Annotated in this window: 3 protein-coding genes and 1 pseudogene; all 4 read right to left on the bottom strand. The window is 65.5% G+C overall.

The annotated features are described in order from the left end of the window. A partial coding sequence (locus IE126_RS25415; protein ID WP_189383161.1) for a phage tail length tape measure family protein occupies positions 1-1,973 on the bottom strand: 1,973 nt, incomplete at its 3' end. Further along, positions 1,970-2,314, bottom strand: coding sequence for a DUF1799 domain-containing protein (locus IE126_RS25420; protein ID WP_229825943.1), 345 nt, complete (start codon positions 2,312-2,314; stop codon positions 1,970-1,972). The genes IE126_RS25420 and IE126_RS25415, both read right to left, overlap by 4 nt. Positions 2,315-2,367: 53 nt before the next feature. Next, on the bottom strand, positions 2,368-2,745 hold the full coding sequence (locus IE126_RS25425) for a hypothetical protein (protein ID WP_189383163.1): 378 nt from the start codon (positions 2,743-2,745) through the stop codon (positions 2,368-2,370). A gap of 29 nt (positions 2,746-2,774) precedes the next feature. Continuing rightward, positions 2,775-3,003 (bottom strand): annotated as a pseudogene (locus tag IE126_RS26200) (phage tail tube protein); the annotation flags it as partial.

The raw sequence follows: 3,003 nt of genomic DNA on the forward strand, positions 1-3,003 counted from the left end.
AGCCGGTTGGCTTCCTCGGCCGTGATGAGGCCTGCAGCAACCTGCGTATTGAGCCGGGCGCGGATTTCCAGCTCCACCCGCATGTCGGCGGATTGGGCCTTGGCGGCCCCCATGGCTTCGCCCATAACGCGATTGCGGGCGCGCATGGCCTCGGCCGAGGCTTCTGCCCAGGTGATTTCCTTCCCGGCCGAGGCCAGAAAGGTTTGCATCAGCACCAGCTCGGCCTGCCGCAGAGGATTGCGTTCGCTTGCAAGCTGGATGCCGATCTGGTCGAGCGTGTTCTGATAGGTCTGGCGATTGGCCAGCCCGTCCAGCGCGCGGCTTTTCGCCTCGATTGCCCGGGTGATGTCGTCCCGCTGCTCCGCCGACAGCCCGTCAGCATCGCGCCCCGCCCGGAGCGCCGCAATCTGGTTGGACAGATCGCGCTGCTGGCGCGACGACTGCGTTGCCGGGCTGGCTTCGGCCAGCGCAAGGGCGGGCGCTGTCAGCCGGTTAGCCGCTGCCTGCTGGCGCTGGATTTCCGCACGCATACCTGCGCGGCGGCGATCATCAAACGCCTGATCGTAGCCAAGTTTTGCATCGGCATATGATGCACCATAAATCCCGTCTTTGCGGCTGCCAAAAAGACCGCCCGACCAATCGGTGCCTTCCATGGATCGCAGAAGAGCGGCGGCTTCCTGAAGTCGCTCCTGTTGTGACGGCCCGGAAATCGCCCTGTCGATTGCGCCGCCGATGGCATCACCGGCGTTACCGGCCTTTTGCGCGACATAGGCCCACGCCCGGCCGAGCGCGGTGGTGGCCTCTTCCGCATTGGCAAGACTGGCAGGCAAAGCCTTGATCAGTACGGCCTGTGCTTCGGCCTGCCGGTTCTGGGCGGACAGATCCTTCGCCAGCTGGGCCGTAGCCCCGGAAATCAGGCCATATTGCCGGTAAAGGACATCCGCACCCTTCGCCGGATCGGCAAAGATCTCCGACAGGGCAGCACCGGCGGCTTGCGCATCGGCCCCGATGGTGACCGCGAAATCTCTGGAGAGGCCAATCAGCCCTTCGAAATTGCTGCCGTCGATCCTGCCCGTGCGCAGGAAGGCGGCTTCCATGGATCGGGCGGCCTTGACCGAAATCCCTGCGGCCTCGGCCCCGGCCTGTGCGGCCGCCTCCAGTTCCTGACGGGTGCCCGCCATGCCGCGCCCGAGGCCAGCGGCGGCGGTATCAACCTCCTTCACCGATTTCAGGTAACCATTCCAGGACGTGGCGCCGATGATGGCGACGGCTGCCAGCCCTGTCGCGGCGGTGCGCGCAAGGGTGAGGCCCTCCGCCAGGCTGCGCATCGTGTTGCCGATACCGCCGTAAATCTGGACGATCTGCGGCCCCTGCTGGAGCAGCACCTGAGACATCGGCATGCCGAGCGCCAGAGACTGGAACACGTCATTGCCCTGATACATGAGGTTGCGGCGCTCATGTGCCGTCAGCCGCACCACGCGACCATGTGCAGAGAGGGCGGCGGAACTGCGGGTGATGGCCTCCGACTCGGCTTCGAAGCTGGCCTTCAGGCGGGCCTGTGCCATGGCGCTTTCGCCCTTGGTCAAGGCGCCAGCGCGTTCGGCAAGGGCGATCCGCTCCAGATCCTGCGCATAGTCCTTCTGGACCTTTGCCAGCGGGACATAGCGTTCGCGCAGCTCCTCCACGCGCTTCGGGTCAAGGGTAACGGTGGGGGATTGCGCGCCCTGGCTGCGAGCCGCCTCATCTCGCACCCGCTTTTCGGCGAGGGCCAGATCACGGGCCGCATCAGCAGCCTTGCGCGAGGCCCGCGCCTCCTGTTCCAGCGTTTCGGCATTGCCCTTCAGGGCGACGGTGGTCTGCCGGGCCTGACCCTGCACCGCGTCCAGACCCTGCTCGACCTCGCGCGCCGCTGCCTTCGCTCCGGCGTTCTCGCCCTTGAAGAGCAGGCTGAAAACAAACTGCTTGCCGCTCATCCCCGTACCTCCGCGAAGACATCGAGGGCGGCGCGTTCCATGACCTGAAGGTCGGCGAAGACCTCGTCACCGAGGCCCATGCGGCGCAGCACCACATCGACGGCGACATAGTCGAGGCCGATCCAGACGACTTCTGTCACCACCTGCGCCATCTGGCCCAGCGTCATGGGCACAGCCCGCCACTGCGTTTCGCAGGCAAGGAAGGCGCAGACGGATTGCCAGTTGCAGGGCATGACCTCGAAGTCCTCGGATACCGTCATGGGGGTGTCAGGAACGGGCGCCACCTCGGCACCCATCTCGGCAAATTCGGCGCGCAGATCGTCATCGAGGGCGACCGGCACGCGGTCATCTGCCCGGCCGAGGCGCGCGAACGCCCAGGCGCGGGCAGCGGCGGTCAGTTTCCCTCGGCGGGTTCTCCCATCGCGATCTCGTTCAGCGCCCGCCAGATAGCCTTACGGAACCAGCCCTGCTGAAGCGCCAGGTGCAACGCATCTGCTGAATAAGGCATGGGTTCCCCCCGGTCATCGAAGGCGTCTTCCCAAGTCCAGCCCACGACCCGGCTGGCCAGGTAGTCGCGCTCCGCTTTCGCCTGGGCGCGCAGGCCGCGCGCCTTAGCAATGTCTTCCTGCGCGGCGAGGAAATCATCCTGTCCCTGTGTTTTGATCAGCGCCAGCAGGGTGGAGGGCACAGTTTTGCCCGGATTTTCCGGGTCGGGCATTTGCACCGTGACCGGCCAGCAGATGCCAATGGATTTACTGAGGACGAATTTCATGGGGAATGGCCCTATATAAGGAGTGTGGATCAGCGCACGATGATCTGCATCTCGTCCCGGCCCGCGTCGGGGCAGAGGTCCAGCGGCAGACTGTAGTTGGCAATGTTGTTGGTCTGGCCCAGCGTCGGCTCGCCGACCTCCACGGCCGGGTTGATGACCTCGACGATGTTCCCGGCAATCGTGCCGTGGATCAGCGACATGGCCCCCCGGGCGCGGGTGAGTGCAATGGTGAACCAGTCAATCTCGGCAATCGGCCGG

The sequence above is a fragment of the Gemmobacter nanjingensis genome, from assembly GCF_014652195.1.
Classification (GTDB): domain Bacteria; phylum Pseudomonadota; class Alphaproteobacteria; order Rhodobacterales; family Rhodobacteraceae; genus Gemmobacter; species Gemmobacter caeni.

Bases quoted from the DNA above. Each gene is read 5' to 3' on its own strand.
- IE126_RS25425 (WP_189383163.1), bottom strand. From the start codon at position 2,745: ATGAAATTCGTCCTCAGTAAATCCATTGGCATCTGCTGGCCGGTCACG.